12 protein-coding genes are annotated in these 16,813 nt (G+C 71.2%); 2 read left to right on the top strand and 10 right to left on the bottom strand.

Features of this window, described 5'->3' with window-relative positions; translation table 11 throughout:
• Positions 1–79 precede the first annotated feature (79 nt).
• Positions 80–1,471 carry a glycoside hydrolase family 43 protein gene (locus LPA42_RS18550; RefSeq protein WP_077937283.1) on the bottom strand — a complete coding sequence of 464 codons (1,392 nt, stop codon included), beginning with the start codon at positions 1,469–1,471 and terminating at the stop codon, positions 80–82.
• 553 nt (positions 1,472–2,024) lie between these two features.
• Between LPA42_RS18550 and LPA42_RS18545 the strand changes: the two genes are divergently transcribed.
• Together LPA42_RS18545 and LPA42_RS18540 are read left to right on the top strand one after the other, a co-directional pair.
• Positions 2,025–3,428, top strand: coding sequence for an RICIN domain-containing protein (locus tag LPA42_RS18545; protein WP_077937284.1), 1,404 nt, complete (start codon positions 2,025–2,027; stop codon positions 3,426–3,428).
• Positions 3,429–3,684: 256 nt separating this feature from the next.
• The gene (locus LPA42_RS18540) at positions 3,685–5,766 is read left to right on the top strand and encodes a family 43 glycosylhydrolase (protein WP_077937285.1); all 2,082 of its coding nucleotides are present in this window, start codon (positions 3,685–3,687) and stop codon (positions 5,764–5,766) included.
• A gap of 62 nt (positions 5,767–5,828) precedes the next feature.
• Here the strand turns inward: LPA42_RS18540 and LPA42_RS18535 are convergent, their stop codons facing one another.
• The 9 genes from LPA42_RS18535 to LPA42_RS18495 all read right to left on the bottom strand — a co-directional run bounded on the left by LPA42_RS18535 (position 5,829) and on the right by LPA42_RS18495 (position 16,258).
• Positions 5,829–6,590, bottom strand: coding sequence for an SDR family oxidoreductase (locus LPA42_RS18535; RefSeq protein WP_077937286.1), 762 nt, complete (start codon positions 6,588–6,590; stop codon positions 5,829–5,831).
• Entirely contained in the window at positions 6,587–7,612 is a 1,026-nt protein-coding gene (locus LPA42_RS18530; protein WP_077937287.1) for a zinc-binding dehydrogenase, read from the bottom strand. Before LPA42_RS18530 ends, LPA42_RS18535 begins: the two co-directional genes overlap by 4 nt.
• The gene (locus tag LPA42_RS18525) at positions 7,609–7,926 is read right to left on the bottom strand and encodes an L-rhamnose mutarotase (RefSeq protein ID WP_228986716.1); all 318 of its coding nucleotides are present in this window, start codon (positions 7,924–7,926) and stop codon (positions 7,609–7,611) included. The genes LPA42_RS18530 and LPA42_RS18525 overlap by 4 nt, the downstream gene beginning before the upstream one ends.
• Positions 7,927–7,945: 19 nt before the next feature.
• Positions 7,946–8,851 carry an amidohydrolase gene (locus LPA42_RS18520; protein WP_077937302.1) on the bottom strand — a complete coding sequence of 302 codons (906 nt, stop codon included), beginning with the start codon at positions 8,849–8,851 and terminating at the stop codon, positions 7,946–7,948.
• Entirely contained in the window at positions 8,848–10,173 is a 1,326-nt protein-coding gene (locus LPA42_RS18515; RefSeq protein WP_096761626.1) for an enolase C-terminal domain-like protein, read from the bottom strand. The genes LPA42_RS18520 and LPA42_RS18515 overlap by 4 nt, the downstream gene beginning before the upstream one ends.
• 87 nt (positions 10,174–10,260) lie before the next feature.
• Positions 10,261–11,301, bottom strand: a complete 1,041-nt coding sequence (locus tag LPA42_RS18510; RefSeq protein ID WP_043962964.1) for an ABC transporter permease — start codon at positions 11,299–11,301, stop codon at positions 10,261–10,263.
• Positions 11,294–12,835 carry a sugar ABC transporter ATP-binding protein gene (locus LPA42_RS18505; RefSeq protein ID WP_077937289.1) on the bottom strand — a complete coding sequence of 514 codons (1,542 nt, stop codon included), beginning with the start codon at positions 12,833–12,835 and terminating at the stop codon, positions 11,294–11,296. Before LPA42_RS18505 ends, LPA42_RS18510 begins: the two co-directional genes overlap by 8 nt.
• Positions 12,832–13,902 (bottom strand): sugar ABC transporter substrate-binding protein, encoded by a 1,071-nt coding sequence (locus LPA42_RS18500; protein WP_077937290.1) that lies wholly within the window; start codon positions 13,900–13,902, stop codon positions 12,832–12,834. The genes LPA42_RS18505 and LPA42_RS18500 overlap by 4 nt, the downstream gene beginning before the upstream one ends.
• A gap of 100 nt (positions 13,903–14,002) precedes the next feature.
• Entirely contained in the window at positions 14,003–16,258 is a 2,256-nt protein-coding gene (locus tag LPA42_RS18495) for an alpha-L-fucosidase (RefSeq protein ID WP_077937291.1), read from the bottom strand.
• Positions 16,259–16,813 lie beyond the last annotated feature (555 nt).

Here is a 16,813-nt window from a genome sequence, read left to right as displayed (position 1 = left end):
CGGACGACCCCGCCCGTGCGCGGTCCACCCGCCGTCGCGCCGGGACGGGGTCGGCGCGACGGCGGGGGACCCGGCGTCGCTAGGACGTCACCCGGAAGGTGGCGCTCTGGCGGTCCGCCTCCGACGAGCCCGCGCTGAGGGGGTCGATGCGCAGCACGTAGTTGCTGTGCCGCAGGTAGCGGTCGGGGAAGTTGTAGGAGCGGAACGACGACCAGGAGCTGTCGGCCAGCCCGGCGGTGCGGTAGAAGGTCGCGTCGGCCCGGAAGGTCGAGGTGTTGTCGTTGGCGGCGAGCCGGGCCACGTAGCCGCTGTGCCGCAGGTAGTTGCCCGGGCGGTTCACCGACTCGAACGACACCGCGGAGGAGTCGGCGAGGCCGGGCACCATCCGCCACATCTGGTCCTGGTACGGGTCGAAGGGGTACGGGTCGATGCGGACCGCGCCGTTGGAGTGCCGGACGAAGTAGTCGGGCAGGTTGGAGGACTTCAGCCGGACCCAGCTCGGGGCGCCCCAGCGGCTGACGGCGGCGTTGTACTCGGCGTCGGTGATGCCGGTGATCGAGCCGTGCTTGCAGTTCAGCGGCGGCGTGTAGTCGCGCTGGTTCATGACCGACCACGAGTTGCCACCGACGTTGCTGGTGGACCACATGTACATGTCGTTGTTGACCGGGGAGAACGAGTCCCCCCACAGCCACCAGGCGCCGCCGTCGTTGCGCGGGACCAGGTGCGCCCCCTCGATGGCGTTGCCCTGCCGCAGGCCGCCGGTGTAGGTGGTGAAGCTGTTGGGGGCGCCGGTGCTGGAACGGGCGCCGTACAGGTTGCCGTTCGAGAGGTTCTTGTAGAACAGGTACGTGACCCCGCCGCTGACCCGGATGTCCGCGTCGAGGATGGGGAAGCCCGGGCTGAAGTAGGTCTGCGGCGCGCTCACGGTGCGGAAGTCCGAGGTGTAGTTCACCAGGAACAGGTCCGTGCTGGTGTTGGCGGAGTAGACGATGGCGTACTGGCCGCGCCCGGCGTCCCAGAACACCGTCGGGGCCCAGGTGTGCACGTTGCTGTAGGTGTGCATCTGGATCCGCCGGTAGCCGGTGAAGCTCGTCAGGTCCGTCGAGTCGTACACGTGCAGGTACTGGCTGTTGCGCCCGAAGTTGGTGCCGTAGAGGTCGGTGGCGACCACCACGAACGTGCCGTCCTGCTTGCGGTGGATGTACGGGTCGCGCAGGCCGAGGTCGCCGGCGGTCGGGGTGACCACGGGGTTGTTCTGGTTGAGCGGGGTCCAGTTGAGGCCGTCCCGGCTCACGGCGACGTGCAGGCCGTAGTTGGCCCCGGTGAAGCTCGGCGACTCGGTGAAGTAGGTCATGGCGTAGGCCGTGTAGGTGGCCGCCAGGGCTGGCCGCGCGCCGAGCGACAGCCCGGTCGTGGTGAGCGCGGTGGAGGCGAGCGCCCCCAGGGTGAACTGCCGTCGGGTCAACGCCATGGTGTGTCGGCCTTTCTGGTCGCAGCGTCGCGGGGATGGACTCGGGACGAGGGGGTGGCCCCGGTGCTCGTGCCGGGCCCGTTGCCGGGTGTGGACCTGGCCGAGCGGGGGATCCGACGGCGCCACCAGGCTCTGGGCGTCGTCGGACCGGGCCTCGGATCGGTGCCGTGACCCGGGCTTGAGGGCAGACGCGGGTTGCACATCCATGCATCGGTCTGGATGTTATCGATAACATAACGTGGCCGTAACGTCGCCGCAAGGCCGCGCGGCGCTGTCGCGCATCACCGCTGCTCGCAGCCCCGGACGCCGGAGCGCCCCGGTGTCGACGGTTACGACTTGACGAACATCATGTTATCGCTCACAGTCGATAGGCGAGGTGCCGGGAGGTGGCCCGAGGGCGGCCGGTCGTTGTGCCTCGACTCAGGATGTCGCTCTGGCCGGGGCACGCATATGCCCTGGTGAGCGCCCTCAATCAGCTGGTCTCGGCGGTCGCGCCTCGGCGTGGCGTGCCCGCCCGGGACCGTTCGGTCCGACCGTCGTCATTGGAGGAAACATGGTTGCTCTCGCAGGGCTCCTGTCACCCGCGTCGTTCCGACGACGCGGGTGGCTGGCCCGGGTCACGGCCGCGGCCGCGGCGACAGTGCTGGTGGGCGGCGCGGTGGTCGCGGTGAACTCGACACCGGCCGCCGCGGCGACCGTGGACACCGGCGCCTGGTATGTGCTGCTCAACCGCAACAGCAACAAGGCTCTGGACCTGTACAACCTCGCCACGAACGACGGGGCGCGGATCACCCAGTGGACGCGTAACAACGGCAACCAGCAGCAGTGGCAGTTCGTGGACTCCGGTGGCGGCTACTACCGGCTGAAGTCGCGGCACTCGGGCAAGGTGCTGGACGTCTCCGGCGCGTCGACGGCCGACGGCGCGGCGGTGGTGCAGTGGTCGGACGTCAACGGCACCAACCAGCAGTTCCGGCTGGCCGACTCCGACGCCGGCTACGTGCGGTTGATCGCCCGGCACTCCAACAAGGCCGTGGAGATCCAGAACGCCTCGACCGCCGACGGCGCGAACGTCGTCCAGTACGCCGACTGGAACGGGTCGAACCAGCAGTGGCAGCTCGTCCGCGTCGACGGCGGCACCACGCCGACCACGCCGCCGCCGGGCAACGGCACTGCCGGCTGCGGCAAGGCGCCGGGCATCGCCAGCGGCACGCACACCATCTCCAGCGGCGGCAAGAACCGCACCTTCATCCTGCGGATCCCGGCCAACTACAACCAGAACACCCCGTACCGCCTGGTCTTCGGGTTCCACTGGTGGGGCGGCACGGCGGTCGACGTGGACACCGGTCAGACCGTGGACCGCAACACCTGGTCCTACTACGGGCTCCAGCGGCTGGCGAACAACTCCACGATCTTCGTCGCCCCGCAGGGCATCGACAACGGCTGGGCCAACGCCGGCGGCGAGGACGTCACCTTCGTCGACAACATGCTCAGCCGGATCGAGGGGGCGCTCTGCGTCAACCCGCGCCAGCGCTTCTCCATCGGGTTCAGCTACGGCGGCGCGATGAGCTTCTCCCTGGCCTGCTCCCGACCGAACATCTTCCGCGCGGTCGTGGTGCAGTCCTCCCCGGGCACGCTCAGCGGCTGCAGCGGCGGCACCCAGCCCGTCGCGTACCTGGGCGTGCACGGCATCGGTGACAACATCGCCAGTGGCCGCTCCCTGCGCGACCGCTTCGTCGCCAACAACGGCTGCACCCCGCAGTCGCCCCGCGAGCCGTCGGCGGGCAGCCTGACCCACGTCGTCACCACCTACTCCGGCTGCCGCTCGGGGTACCCGGTGGTCTGGGCCGCCTTCGACGGTGGCCACATCGCCGCGCCCCAGGACGGCGCGGGAGGCGACAGCGGAGCCCGGACCTGGGTCCCCGCGACGGCGTGGAGCTTCATCACGCAGTTCCAGTGACCGGACCGTTGCAGTGAACGGGCCGTGACGGGCCGCCCGGCGGGTCATGCCGACCGCCGGGCGGCCCCCGGCCGTGGCCGTCGCCGGTGGGCTCGCGGTGTGCGCGTTCCCACGCCCCGTCGACCGAGGGCCCGGCGAATGTTACGGCTTGACGTCCGGAGTGTTATCGCCCACAGTCAATGTGCTCGATGTGAGCGCTAACAGGAGTTGGTGTCGGCGGCCTTGGCCGTCCGTCGACCGTCCACGAAGGAGGGACATGGCACTCATCGAACAGGTCGTGCCGGGCGCGCGACGGCGTGGCCGGTTGCCCCGGGTCGCCGCCGCCATGCTGGCGATGCTGCTCGGCGCCGGGATCGTCGCGGTGGTGCCGTCGGCGGCCGTGGCCGCGACGGTGGACACCACCGCGTCGTACGTGTTGGTGAACCGCAACAGCGGCAAGGCGTTGGACCTGTACAACCAGGCGACCAACGACGGGGCGCGGATCACCCAGTGGACGCGCAACGACGGCGCCTGGCAGCAGTGGCAGTTCGTGGACTCCGGTGGCGGCTACTACCGGCTGAAGTCGCGGCACTCGGGCAAGGTGCTGGACGTCTCCGGCGCGTCAACGGCCGACGGCGCGGCGGTGGTGCAGTGGTCGGACGCCAACGGCACCAACCAGCAGTTCCGCCTGGCCGACTCCGCGGACGGGTACGTGCGGCTGATCGCCCGGCACTCCAACAAGGCCGTGGAGATCCAGAACGCCTCCACCGCCGACGGCGGCAACGTGGTGCAGTACGCCGACTGGGGCGGCAACAACCAGCAGTGGCAGCTCGTCCGCGTCGGCGACGGCGGCAACCCGGGCGGCTCCAGCTACACCAACCCGGTCCTGTGGCAGGACTTCGCCGACGTCGACATCATCCGCGTCGGTGACGCCTACTATCTCTCCTCGTCCACCATGCACTACTCCCCGGGCGCGCCCGTGCTGCGCTCGTACGACCTGGTCAACTGGGAGTTCGCCGGTCACTCGGTGCCCCGGCTGGACTTCGGCACCAAGTACGACCTGCCCAGCTCCACCTCCCGGGCCTACGTCAACGGCATCTGGGCGTCGACGCTCAACTACCGCGCCAGCAACGGCACGTTCTACTGGATCGGCTGCATCGACTTCAACAAGTCGTACGTGTACACGTCGACCTCGGTCAGCGGCACCTGGCAGAAGCGCTCCGAGATCAACAACTGCTACTACGACGCGGGCCTGCTCGTCGACGACAACGACACGATGTACGTCGCGTACGGCAACAGCACCCTGCACGTGGCGCAGCTGTCGGCGGACGGCCTGAGCCAGGTGCGCACGCAGCAGGTGTACACCACGCCGTCGAACATCGGCACGCTGGAGGGCTCGCGGTTCTACAAGCGCAACGGCTACTACTACATCTTCGTCACCAAGCCGGCCAACGGGCAGTACATCCTGCGCTCGACCAGCCCCTGGGGCCCGTACGAGACGCGCCAGGTGCTGCTGAACATGCCCGGCCCGATCTCCGGCGGCGGCGTGCCGCACCAGGGCGGCCTGGTGCAGACCCAGAACGGCCAGTGGTACTACATGGCGTTCGTCGACGCGTACCCGGGTGGCCGGGTGCCGGCGCTCGCGCCGATCACCTGGACGGCCGACGGCTGGCCGCAGATCCAGACCGTCAACGGCGCCTGGGGCAGCAGCTACCCGTCGCCGCTGCCGGCCCGGCCGGTCGCGCCGATGACCGGCGCGGACACCTTCACCAGCACGACGCTGAGCCCGCACTGGGAGTGGAACCACAACCCGGACAACACGAAGTGGTCGGCCGGCAGCGGCCTGCGGTTGCAGACGGCCACCGTCACCAACGACCTCTACAGCGCCCGTAACACCGCGACCCGGCGCATCCAGGGGCCCACCTCCACGGCCACCATCGAGCTGGACTACTCGACCATGCGCGACGGCGACCGCTCCGGGCTGGCCATGCTCCGCGACTCCTCGGCCTGGATCGGCGTACGCCGGGACAACGGGGCCACCCGGGTGGTGATGACCAACGGCCTGACCATGGACGGCAGTTGGCGGACCACCAGCACCGGCACCGAGATCGCCAGCGCGGCGGTCAGCGGTGGCCGGATCTGGTTGCGGGCCAAGGCCGACATCAGGCCGGGCAGCGGGCGGCAGGCGTCCTTCTCCTACAGCACCGACGGGGTGAACTTCGTCCCGCTGGGCAACGCGCTGACGTTGAACAACGCCTGGCAGTTCTTCATGGGCTACCGCTTCGCGATCTTCAACTACGCCACCCAGGCGCTCGGCGGCGCGGTCACCGTCCGCCGGTTCGACCTGACCACCCCGTGACAGACGCCGGGCCGGGGGCGACGCCCCCGGCCCGGCACCACGGCCTTGCGGCCCTCGGCGGCTCAGCGCGCGAGCCAGCCCCCGTCGACCGGGATGACGGCCCCGCTGACGTACGCCGCCGCGTCGGAGGCGAGGAAGACGGTGGCCCCGGCGAGGTCGTCGGGCCGACCCCACCGACCGGCCGGGATCCGCTCCAGGATCGCCCGGTTGCGCTCCGGCTGCTCGCGCAGCGCCCGGGTGTTGTCGGTGTCGATGTAGCCCGGCGCGATCGCGTTGACGTTGACCCCGTGCGGGGCCCACTCGTTGGCCAGCGCCCGGGTCAGGCCGGCGATCGCCGACTTCGCCGCCGCGTAGCCCGGCACCGTCACGCCGCCCTGGAAACTCAGCATCGACGCCGTGAAGATGATCTTCCCGCTGCCGCGCCGGACCATCTCCCGGCCGATCTCCCGGGCGAGCAGGAACGGGGCGGACAGGTTGACCTCCAGCACGTGGTCCCAGTCCTGCTCGGAGTGCTCGGCGGCGGGGGCGCGGCGGATCGTGCCGGCGTTGTTGACCAGGATGTCGACCGGTCTGGGCAGCTGCCCGAGCCGCTCGGCGAGCGCGCGGACGGCCACGCGGTCGGACAGGTCCGTCCGGTACGCCTCGAACGACCGGCCGTGCGCCGCCACCCGCCGGCCGACCTCGCTGCCGGACTCCTCCAGCGCCGCGCTGACGCCGACGATGTCCGCTCCGGCCGCGGCCAGGGCCTCCGCCATGGCCAGGCCGATCCCGCGCCGGCAGCCGGTCACCACGGCCAGCCGGCCGCTCAGGTCGAACGGGTTCACGCCGCACCTCCACAGTCCACGAGGACCTTCACCTCGCCGCCGGCGGCGAGCGCCCGGAACGCCTCGGCCACCTCGGTCAACGGCACGATCCGGGTGATGAGTCGCTCGGCGGGCACCTGCCCGCCGTGCACCAGCCGGACGGCCTCGGCGTAGTCGTCGCGCTCGTACACCCGCACGCCGATCAGCTCCAGCTCGCGCCAGAAGACGCGGTGCAGGTCCACCGCCGGCGGGTTGGGGTGGATCGCCACGACCACCAACCGCCCGCGCACGGCGAGCAGGTCGGTCGCGGTGCGGACCCCGGCGGCGGAGCCGGACACCTCGAACACCACGGCGGCGCCGGCCCCGCCGGTCGCCTCGTGGACGTGCCGCACGACGTCGACCGCCGCCGGATCCAGGGTGCTCAGCCCGAGCTCGGCGGCGAGCTCGCGGCGGTGCGGGTCGAGTTCGAGCACCGTCACCTCGGCGCCGACCGCCCTGGCGACCGTGCCGATGAGCAGCCCGACCGGGCCGGCGCCGATGACCACCGCGTGTTCGCCGGCGGTGAGCCGGGAGCGCCGCACGTCGTGCACGGCGACCGCGGTCGGCTCGACCAGCGCGGCGTGGGTCAGGGGCAGGTCCGCGGGCAGCGGCACCAGCAGCCGCGCGGGCACCGTCCAGGAACGCTGCATCGAACCGGGCGAGTCGATGCCGACGAAGTTGAGCCGGTGACAGATGTGGCTGTGGCCGGCCCGGCAGGCCGGACACTCACCGCACCAGTCCAGCGGCATGACGGTCACCGGGTCACCGACCCGGTGGCCCTCGACGCCCGCGCCGACCTCGGCGATGCGGCCGGCCATCTCGTGGCCGATCACCGCGGGCACCCGGACCCGCCGGTCCATCGCGCCGTGCGCGACGTGCAGGTCCGTGCCGCAGATCCCGGTGTACGCGACGTCGATGCGCACCTCGCCGGGGCCGGGCGGCACGGGGTCGGCCTCGGCGACCACGAAGGTGTTGTCGCCGACGTACTGCGCGCTGCGGTTCACGACGCCTCCTCGGTCAGGTGCCAGACCTCGTGCATCGGGGCCCACCAGTGCCCCGAGCCGGGCTCGGCGAGCGACTCCTGGCACGGGTCGGTCAGTTTCCACCACTCCCGCGTCTGCGGGTCCTCGGCGATGCGGCGCTGGTCCGCGTCGTGGTCCTCGCCGACGTACTCGTAGTAGCCGAACAGCAGGTCCCGGTGCAGGAAGATGCTGTAGTTGCGGATGTTCGCCTCGCGCAGCGTCTGTTCGACGCCGGGCCAGACGGCGGCGTGCAGCCGCAGGTAGGTGTCGCGGTGGTCCGGTCGCAGCCGGATCACCCAGCCGTAGCGTCGCACGTCATGCCTTTCCGGTGGGGTGTGGCTCCCCGGCCGGCGCCGGGGGGAGCTGCGCGACCCGCCGCGCCAGGTCGTAGGCGCGCACGGCGGTGCCGGCGAGGATCTCGTGCCGCTCCGCGGCCGACAGCGGGGGCAGCGCCGCCGCCAACGCCCGGGCCACGCCGGCGTAGTCCGACCGGAGCAGGCAGACCGGCCAGTCGGAGCCGAACATCAGCCGCTGCGGCCCGAACTCCTCGACCGCCACCTCGACGAACGGGCGCAGGTCGTCCGGCGTCCAGTCCGGCCCGGCCTCGGTGACCAGGCCGGACAGCTTGGCGGTGACGTTGGGGCAGGCGGCCAGGTCGGCCAGCGGCCCGCGCCAGCGGCGCAGCCCCGCCCCGCCCTCGTCGATCCGGGGCTTGCCGAGGTGGTCGAGCACGAACCGCAGCTGCGGCAGCGCCCGGGCCGCCCGGGCCGCCGCCGGCAGCTGGTCGGCGCGGATCACCAGGTCGAACACGAGCCCGGCGGCGGCGAGCTCGGCGAGCCCGCGCCGCACGTCGGGCCGGTCGAGATAGTCGGGGTCGGCCTCGCCCTGCACCTGCGAGCGCACCCCGGCCAGGTGGTCGCCGCCCCGCAGCCCGCGGTAGCGCTCGACGGTGGCGGCCACGTCGTCGGCCGCGACGTCGAGCCAGGCCACCACCGCGAGGATCGGCGCGGTGTCGGCGGCGTAGCCGAGGAACTCGGCGGCCTCGTCGGGGTGGCAGCGGCCCCCCTCCACCAGCACGGTGCCGTCGACGCCGGCCGCGGCGAGCTCGGCGGTCAGGTCCGCCGGGGTGAACGGCCGGCGGATGGTCGCCAGTTCGGGCGCGTCGAGCCACGCGTAGCCGCGTTCCGGCCGCCACAGGTGGTGGTGCGCGTCGATGATCATGCCGTCGCCGCTCCCGCCGCCGCCGGCCGGCGCGTCCACTGCGGCCCGTCCGGGTAGCGGAAGTCGGTCACGGACGCCGCGACGATCTCCGCGCTCATCCCGGGCGCGGTGGGCGCCAGGTACCGCCCGCCGCTGATGCGTACCGGATCCACGAAGTGCTCGTGCAGGTGGTCGACGTACTCGATGGACCGGTCGTCGGTGCTGCCGCTGAGCGCGACGAAGTCGAACATGGCCAGGTGCTGCACCAGCTCGCAGAGCCCGACGCCGCCCGCGTGCGGGCAGACCGGCACCCCGAACTTCGCGGCGAGCAGCAGGATCGCCAGGTTCTCGTTGACCCCGGCGACCCGGCACGCGTCGATCTGCACCACGTCGACGGCGTCGGCCTGCAGGAGCTGCTTGAACATCACCGCGTTGTGCACGTGCTCGCCGGTGGCCACCTTCACCGGGGCCAGGGCCTTGCGCACGGCGGCGTGCCCGAGCACGTCGTCCGGCGACGTCGGCTCCTCGATCCAGTACGGGTCGAACGCGGCCAGCTCGCGCATCCACCGGATCGCGTCCGGCACGCCCCAGATCTGGTTGGCGTCGACCGCGATGCGCACGTCCGGCCCGACGGCCGCCCGGGCGATGCCCATCCGGCGGACGTCGTCGGCCAGGTTCCCGCCGACCTTGAGCTTGATCAGCCCGTACCCGTCGCGCACCGCCTCGGCGCAGAGCCGGGCCAGCTTCTCGTCGTCGTAGCCGAGCCAGCCGGGGGTCGTGGTGTACGCCGGGTAGCCCTCGGCGAGCAGCCGGACCTCGCGTTCGGCCCGGCCGTCGGCGGCCTCGCGCAGCAGCGTGAGCGCCTCGTCCTCGGTGAGGGCGTCGCGCAGGTAGCGGAAGTCGACCTGCGCGACGAGCTGCTCCGGGGTGAGGTCGGCGAGCAGCTTCCACAGCGGCTTGCCCGCCCGCCGGGCGGCGAGGTCCCACACGGCGTTGACCAGGCCGCCGGCGGCCATGTGCACGACGCCCTTCTCCGGGCCCAGCCAGCGGATCTGGCTGTCGCCGACGAGCCGGCGGGCCAGCGCGCCCGGGTCGGCGGTCAGCTCGTCGACCGACTGGCCGACCACCATCGGGGCGAGCGACTGCACGGCCGCGACCTGGATCTCGGTGCCGCGGCCCACCGTGAAGACGAGGCCGTAGCCCGTGGCCCCCGACGAGGTCCGCAGGATCACGTACGCCGCGGAGTAGTCCGGGAACGGGTTCATCGCGTCCGACCCGTCGCGGTGCCGGGAGGTGGGGAATCGTACGTCGATGGTTGCTACGGACGTGATGCGCTCAGTCACCGGAACTCCTGAAGGGATAGAACGTCGGCCGGGTTGCCCGGCTCGTGGGTCTGCCTCGCGACGGGCCCGCCCGGCGGGCCGGTCGTCTCACGTCTGCGCCTTCCCCCCGGTGATGCGGGAGACCACCAGGGCCACCAGGATGACGGCGCCGTTGAGGAAGTTGGTCCACTGCGCGGGCACTCCGGCGAGGGTCAACACATTGATGATCATAAACAGCAGCAGGACGCCGGTGAAGGCGCCGAACACGCTGCCCCTGCCGCCGTTGAGGCTGACGCCGCCGATCACCGCCGCCGCGAAGACCTGGAAGATCGCGCCGCTGCCCTGGGCCGACGGCACCGCCGCGAGCCGCCCGCTGATCAGCAGGCCGGCGAGCGCCGCGAGCACGCTGGCCACGATGAGTGCGATCCACAGCACCCGGTCGGTGCGGATGCCCGCCGCGCGGGCCGCGTCCTCGTTGCCGCCGATCGCGTAGAGCGCCCGGCCGGCACGGGTGTGCCCCAGGACGACGACCCCGGCGGCGAACAGCAGCAGCGACACCCAGATCGAGGCCGGCACCCCGAACCAGCTCGCGGAGCCCAGGTACGTCATCGACTCGGGCAGCGCGAAGAAGGTCTGCCCGCCGGAGATGCCGGTGAGCAGCCCGCGCAGGATGATCAGCATGCCCAGCGTCACGATGAAGCCGTTGAGGCCGAACCGGACGATGAGCAGCCCGTTGAACGCGCCGACGAGGGCGCCGACGAGCAGGACCACCGGGATCGCCCAGCCGTCCGGCAGCACGCCGAGCCCGAGGCCCCGGGTGAGCGCGGGGTCCACGATCAGCCAGGCGGCGATGCCGGGCGCCAGGCCGAACGTGGACTCCAGCGACAGGTCCATCTTGCCGGTGATCAGCACGATGGTCTGCGCGAGGACGAGGATGGCGATCTCCGACATGCTCTGCAGCACGTTGATGATGTTGTCGGAGCTGAGGAAGACCGGATTGACGATCGACCCGACGATCGCGACCGCGATGATCGCCGGCACCAGGGCCAGGTCACGCAGCCGGGCGATGGCCAGGCTCCGCGACGACGGCGCGGCCGACGGTGGGGGCGCCGGGGACGGCGTCTTGGTGGTGGACAGCGTGTCAGACATGGTGGAGGTCCACCCCTTCCATGGCGGCTACCAGATCGTTGTCGCTCCAGCCGTGGGCCATCTCGCCGACGACCCGGCCCTGGAACATCACCAGCACGCGGTCGCAGATCCGCAGGTCGTCGAGTTCGTCGGAGACCACCAGCACGGTGGTGCCCCGGCTGCGCACGTCCTCGACGACGCCGAGGAGAGTCTGCTTGGACCGCACGTCGACCCCGGCGGTCGGCGTGATGAGGACCAGCACCCGCGGATCGCTGGCCAGGGCCCGGCCCATGACGACCTTCTGCTGGTTGCCGCCGGACAGGTCGGAGGCCGGCACGTGCGGCCCGGACGCCTTGATCGCCAGGTCGGCGATCGTGTCCCGGGCCAGGGCGTCGCGCCGGGCCGACGAGATGAGGCCGTAGCGCCCGACGCGGTGCGGCACGGTCATCGTGACGTTCTCCGCGATGGACATCGACGCCACCAGGCCCTCCCGGTGCCGGTCCTGCGGCACCAGCCCCACGCCCGCGTCGATCGCGTCGGGCACACTGCCGGGACGCAGCGCCCGGCCGCCGACGGCTACCGTCCCGCCCGCCGGGCGGGCGAGGCCGACGAGCGCCTCGGCGACCTCGACCTTGCCGCTGCCGCCGCCGCCGGCGATGCCGACGACCTCGCCCGCCCTGGCCTCCAGCGAGAACTCGGCGCCGGACGAGGTGACCAGGTCGCGCACCGACAGCAGCACCGGAGCGTCGGACGGCAGGGGACGATGGTCCGCCTCCGGCATCGTCACGTCCTCGCCGGTCATCGCGGCGACCAGCGCCTGTTTGCTCAACTCGGCCACGTCCGCGGTGACGACGTGCCGGGCGTCGCGGAAGACCGTCACCCGGTCGCAGAGTTCGTAGATCTCCTGGAGGTGGTGGCTGATGAACAGGAACGTCACCCCGTGCGCCCGCAGGTCCCGGATCCGGGTGAACAACCGGTTGATGCCCGCGGCGTCGAGCTGGGCGGTCGGCTCGTCGAGGATGATGAACCGGGCACCGAAGGACAGGGCGCGGGCGATCTCCACGAACTGCCGCTGCTCGACCGAGAGCGTCGAGGCCGGCTGGCGTACGTCGACGTCGACCGACCACGTCGCCAGCAGCTGCTCCGCCTCCCGCCGCAGGCTCGACCAGCGGATCAGTCCGCTGCGCCCCCGCGCGTGCCGGTTGAGGAACAGGTTCTCCGCCACGGTGAGGGTGGGGATGATCGTCGACTTCTGGTAGACGCATGCGACCCGCTGCCGCCAGGCGTCGCGGTCGCCCAGGGGCGGCGCCGGACGCCCGTCGAAGGCCACCGCGCCGGCGTCGGCGGCCTGCAACCCGGTGAGGATGCTCACCAGCGTCGACTTGCCGGCGCCGTTGCGTCCCACCAGGGCGTGCGTCTCACCCCGGCGGACCAGGATGCCCGCCTCCGACAGGGCGAGCGTGGACCCGAAGCGCTTGGTGATGTTCACGGCCTCGACGACGGGCTGGCCGTCGTCGGCCAGCCCGTCGCCGGGGCGGTGCGGGGCGGCACTCATGCGTTACGGCCCCACAGCGACGCGTCGTCGAACTTCAGGGTGGGCTGGCCCGCGACCGGCGCGCCGTCCAGCGTCACCAGCGGCGCGGGGAGCTGGTCCTCCAGCAGGCCGTCGCGCACCTGGATGATGGTGCTGCCGTGCTCGGTGGGGCCCGGCTGGAACGTCTTGCCCTCGATCGCCGCCTTGGCGTACTCCAGCCCGTACTTGGCGTACAGGTCGGCGGGCTGGCTGACGGTGGCGTCGATCAGGCCGTCGCCGATGTTCTTCAGCTCCTCGGGGATGCCGTCGTTGGAGACCACGAAGACGTGCTTGGGGTCGGTCGGCGGCACCTGCAGGCCCCGCTGCTTGAGGATCTGCAGCGTGCCCGACAGCGCGAACGAGGACTGCATGTAGATGCCCTTGATGTCCGGGTCCGACGCGAAGCGGGTCTGCAGCTTCGACGCCGCCACGTCGGCCTTCCAGTCGGTGGCCTCGCCGAACACCTTGATGCCGGGGAACTCCTTGCCCATGCACTCGTTGAACGCCTCGGTGCGGTCCCGGCCGTTGATCGAGTCCAGGCCGCCCTGGAGCATGACGACCTTGCCCTTGCCGCCGAGCTTGGTGCCGAGGAACTGGCACGCCTTGGTGCCGTAGGCGCGGTTGTCGGCGCGCACCACCATGAACACCTTGCCGGTGTCGGGCCGGGTGTCAATGGTGACCACCGGGATCTTGCGGCTCTCCAGCTGCGCCAGGGTCGGCGCGATGGCGGCGGTGTCCTGCGGGGCCATCACCACCCCCTTGACGCCCTGGCTCATGAAGGTCTGTGCGTTCGAGATGAGGTTCGCGACGTCGTTCTGCGAGTTGGTGGTCTTCACCTCGACGCCCAGCTCCTCGGCGGACTTCGGCACGTACTTGATGTACGAGTTCCAGAAGTCGGTGTCCGAGCGTGGGTAGTCGACCCCGACGAGCGGTTTGCCGCCGCCCGAGGCGGCCCCGTCGCCCGCCTGGTCGCCGCAGCCGGCGGTGAGGGCGGCCGTCGCGCCGAGCAGCAACGTCAGCCCGGTGCCCAACACGCTTTTCCGGTTCATTATGGTTTCTCCATCTCTGGGGGGAGTGGGTCCGGCGCGTGCGCCGCCGCGACCCGTGGGGATCGCGGCGACACACGCGCCGGGTGGTGCGCTGCGGGGATCAGGCGGTGGTGATGGTCCAGAGCAGGTTGGTGTTGCCGTCCCAGGTCCACTGCTTGACCTGCGAGCCGGAGGCGACCTGGCCGCCGCCGTCGAGCACCAGCCCGGTCGCCCGGTTGGCGATCCGGTACCGCCGGTTGCCCTGGTCGGTGATCTGCCACTGCTGGCTGTTGCCGCCGTTCCACGCCGCCTGCTGCGCCGCGGCCCCGTTGCTGGTGAGGCCGAAGCCGTCGACGACCATGCCGTTGGTGCGGTTGACGATCCGGTAGTAGCCGGTGCCCAGGTCGACGATCTGCCACTGCAGGTTGGCGTTGCTGTCCCAGGTCCACTGCTTCAGCGGCGAGCCGGAGGCGACGTTGCCGCCGCTGTCCAGCGCCAGGCCGTTGGTCACGTTGACGATCCGCTGGTACGTCGCCGGGTTGAAGGTGACCCGCAGCGAGGCGATGGCGTCGTTGTTGCCGGTGTTGCGCAGGTCGGCGTTGTCGGCGGTGAACGTCCAGCTGGTGCCGGAGAAGTTGTCGTTGGCGTACCCGACGAGCTGGTGGCCGGCGGTGACCCGGACCGACGAGATGGCCCGCAGCCCGATGCCGGCGGACTGCAGCTGCGCGGCCGTGTAGCTGCCGACCGACAGGTTGACGCCGCTGTCGTAGTTGACGTTGGCGTAGACGCCGACCGGCGCGGAGGTGGTGGGCCCGCCGCCGGGGGTCGGGATCGTCCCGTTGAAGGTCAGCTTCACCACGTACGCGGGCGCGCTGAACGGCGCGCTCGCCGACGGCAGGGTGATCCGCAGCCCGTTGGCGTCCTGGGTGCGGGTGGGCAGGTTGACGTAGCTGCCGGCGGTGGTGTCGAGGAGCTGCACGCCGGCCAGCGAGCTGAGGTTGATCCGGCTGGACGAGAGCGTGGTGATGTTGACGGAGCTGCCCGGCCAGCCGAGGATCGTCGCGTACAGCACGCGGTTGTCCTTGCTGCGGGTGAACCGGATGTCCTGGGGGGTGCCCGCGCGCGGCTCGGTGAAGGAACCGCCGCCCATCTGGGTCGGGCCCTCGCCGTACGTCGTCCAGGCCCGGGTGGAGTAGACGGACTCGCCGAAGCGGCGCAGGTAGTCGCCGATGCCGCGCAGGATCGTCTGCTGCCCGGACGGGATCGTGCCGTCGGCCATCGGCGCGATGTTGAGCACCATGTTGCCGTTCTTGCTGACCCGGTCGATCAGCGAGTGCAGCATCTGGTTGAGCGTGTAGTAGCCGATCCCCGTGGTGTAGCACCAGCTCGAGCTGCTGATGCTGTCGTCGGTCAGCCAGTAGGGGTCACGCAGGGCGGCCGGTCCGCCGCGCTCGTAGTCGAAGACCGCGCCGCCACGCTCCAGGCCGTCCTTGTAGGTGGCGATGACCTCCTTGTCCCACGCGACGGCCCGGTTGTAGTAGTACGCCAGGAACTTCAGCCGCTGCGCCTCGCTGATGCGGGCCAGGTCGAAGTCCTGCCAGATGATGTCCGGCTGGGACTGGTCGATGATCTCGCGGAGCTTGTCGTACCAGAGCTGCTCCTCGGCGGCGGTGCCCAGCTGGCCGTAGAGCTTGCGAAGGCTCGCGTCGGACTGCTGCGGCGCCCACTGGTAGAAGCCGGTGAAGTTGAACGCGTGGTGCATGGCGACGAGGACCTTGAGGCCGCGGGCCCGGATCGCGTCGGTGTGCAGCTTCAGCAGGTTGAGGCGGGGTCCCTTGGCGACGGAGTTCCACTCGTTGACCTGGCTGTTCCACATGGAGAAGCCGTCGTGGTGCTCGGCGACGGGGCCGGCGAACTTCGCCCCGGCGTCGACGAACAGCTGCGCCCACTCGTTCGGGTCGAAGTTGCCGCCGGCGGACTTGAGCTTGGGGGCGAACTGGACGAACCGACCGGACTTGTCGTTGGCCCCGTTGATGAAGTTGTGGTACGGCCACACCGACGGGTCACCGTAGACGCTCTTGTGGTGGTTGTTCTCGCCGGAGCCGTTGTTGTACATGTTGCGCGGGTACCACTCGTTGGCGAACGCCGGGACGCTGAAGACGCCCCAGTGGTAGTAGATGCCGAACTTGGCGTCCTGGAACCACTCGGCCGCGGCCGGGTGCTGGCCGACCGAGGCCCACGACTCGGAGTAGCTGGTGGGGCCGGGGATGGCGGCGGAGGCGGGGAAGGGACGGATCAGGCCGCCGGTGGCGGCGGCGGCGCCGGTAACACCCAGTGCGGCCAGCAGCGAACGTCGGGAGATCGAGGGACGGGACATGGAGCTCCCTCCAGAGGCGGAGTGGGCGGTAGTGGTGTGGCGGCCTGTCTCACGGCCGAGACGTCAGACGTTAAAGGTTTCCGATGCGTAACGTCAATGCTCATCGACGGCTGCGTGGGCTGCTCTTGCCGTGCGTGCCTGGATGGCGGCGGGGCCGGGCGTCAGGCAGACATCAGATCAATGCCCACAGCGCCCGTGTCGAGGCGGCGGGGCGTCGGTCTCGCTCCGCGAGACATCGTATGAACGTTAACATCGAGGGCTCTCATCTTCACCCCGATCGTCCCGACTTCGCGAGGGGTGGCGCAGTCCCCCTCGCGCGGGCGTCCGGGGGGCGAGCCGCCTGCCGCGCCGTGTGTTAGCGATAACATCGCGGCGTCGGGGGCGAGGCTTGCCCGCCGGGTCCTGACCTCGGGGCGCAGGCAGGCGCGCCGTCGGGACGGCGGCGTTTCCGCCTGGCATCTGCGCCGTTAAATCTTGACGAGCGGCTATGTTATCGCTCACAGTTGTGAAACGCCGGCCGGCGCGCGACCCCTCCGGTCGCTGCAGGGAGCTGTC

This window comes from Micromonospora sp. DH13 (genome assembly GCF_020873825.1).
GTDB lineage: Bacteria > Actinomycetota > Actinomycetes > Mycobacteriales > Micromonosporaceae > Micromonospora > Micromonospora haikouensis.
The sequence above is the reverse complement of the archived record's forward strand: the minus strand, read 5'-3'. Positions and strand labels throughout refer to the sequence as shown.